General features: G+C 43.6%; 1 protein-coding gene. It reads right to left on the reverse strand.

What is annotated here, in order from left to right; all coding sequences use genetic code 11:
• Positions 1-16 precede the first annotated feature (16 nt).
• A complete protein-coding gene (gene pabB, locus O3664_RS09065; protein WP_024056834.1) occupies positions 17-1738 on the reverse strand; it encodes an aminodeoxychorismate synthase component I in 1722 nt (573 codons plus the stop codon).
• Positions 1739-1799 lie beyond the last annotated feature (61 nt).

Genomic DNA, 1799 nt, shown 5'->3' on the forward strand with positions numbered 1-1799 from the left:
AAAATATTAATTTCATTTAGTTCTCCCTTACTGACAACTCATACAAGCCCCTGACTGCATTACAGCCGTAAATAGCTTCTGCTCGGGCTAAGTCTTTTAAAGTCAAGACTCTCTCTTCTACCTGTCCTGTTTCCAGCAAGAGCTGACGGTAAATTCCTGGCAAGATTCCCAGTCGGATAGGCGGTGTGTAGAGTTTCCCAGAAATTTTCAGAACCAAATTTCCGATAGAGGTTTCAAGAAGTTCTCCAGACTTATTATGGTAAATGATCTCTTGCTCCCCTATGCTCAAATGCGGTCGGTGAGTCGTTTTGAAGTAGATAAAGGCTTGTTGCAAATTGGCTTCCTGAAGGCAAAGTTTGGCCTGACAAAAACTTGGACTAAGAGCTGTTAATACTTGACGATCTACTTCTATCTCTCCAGACTTGTCGAGAGAAATATGCAAGCGGTAATCTTGATTAGCATCACAAGCCTGACACTCTTCCTCTATCTTTTGTTTCAAGTTTTCTGAATCAAATGGAAAGGCAAAATACCGACTAGCTTTTCTCAGCCTTTCTATATGTTGTTCTTCAAACAGCAAGTTCTTCTGGCTGATTTTCCCTGTAGTAATCAGTTTGAAACGAGCTTGTTTACGATAAAGAACTGCCGCCTTTTGATGAACCTCACGGTATTCAGACTCCCAAGTGCTATCCCATGTAATGCCTCCGCCAACTCCATAGATGGCTTTCCCTTGATGCAGTTGAATGGTCCGAATAGCAACATTGAAAATTCGTCGTCCATTTGGAAGCAGGAGACCAATCGTTCCACAGTAGACTCCGCGCGGTTGTGGCTCCAAGTCCTTGATGATTTCCATAGTCGCAATTTTCGGAGCTCCCGTTATAGAACCACAAGGAAATAGAGAACGGAATATCTCTACAAGGTCAACATCCTCTCGCAACCAACTCTTGATGGTCGAAGTCATCTGCCAAACCGTTGAATACTGTTCCACTTGGCAAAGACGCTCTACATGCTCACTCCCCACCTCAGAAATACGGTTCATGTCATTGCGCAAGAGGTCCACAATCATCATATTTTCAGAGCGATTTTTAGAATCCTGCTCCAACCAACTGGCCTGTTCAAGATCTTCTTGGTCAGTTACCCCACGCTGAGTCGTTCCCTTCATTGGTCGTGTTGTCAACTCGCGGTCATTTTGCTCAAAAAAGAGTTCTGGACTCATGGAAATCACTGCCATCTCGTCATGTTCAACATAAGCATTGTAGCCCGCCTCCTGCTCTACTACCATACGATTGTAGATGGCAAAAGGATTGGCACTTAATTTTTGCTTGAGTTGGACGGTGTAGTTGACCTGATAGGTGTCCCCCTGCCGCAAATGATGGTGAATCTGAGCAATCGCCTTTTCATAATCTGCTTCAGACGTCACTTCCTGCCAATTTGAAGGCAAATCAACCTCATCATAAGTCAGGGGAATAGGAGATGTCTCCACCCTATCGTGAACAGTAAAGTAAAGCAAATACTCGTCCAGTAAAGGAGCTTTATGAACTGCTAATTTCTCCTCAAAAGCAGGTGCAGCCTCGTAGCTGACATAGCCCACCACATAGTAGCCTTGCTCTTGGTAGCTTTCCACTTGTACCAGCAAATCTGCCACTTCTGCTACATTTCTCGTTTTCAACTCTTTAATAGGCTGGGTAAAGGTGTATCTCTCGCCCAAAGCCCTAAAATCAATCACTGTTTTTCTATGCATATCTTAAGTATAGCACAAAATAAGAAAACCCTCATCCGCAAAGCAGATGAGATTGTTTTTA

It is taken from the genome of Streptococcus sp. 27098_8_109, from assembly GCF_041432295.1.
In the GTDB taxonomy this organism is placed as follows: Bacteria; Bacillota; Bacilli; order Lactobacillales; family Streptococcaceae; genus Streptococcus.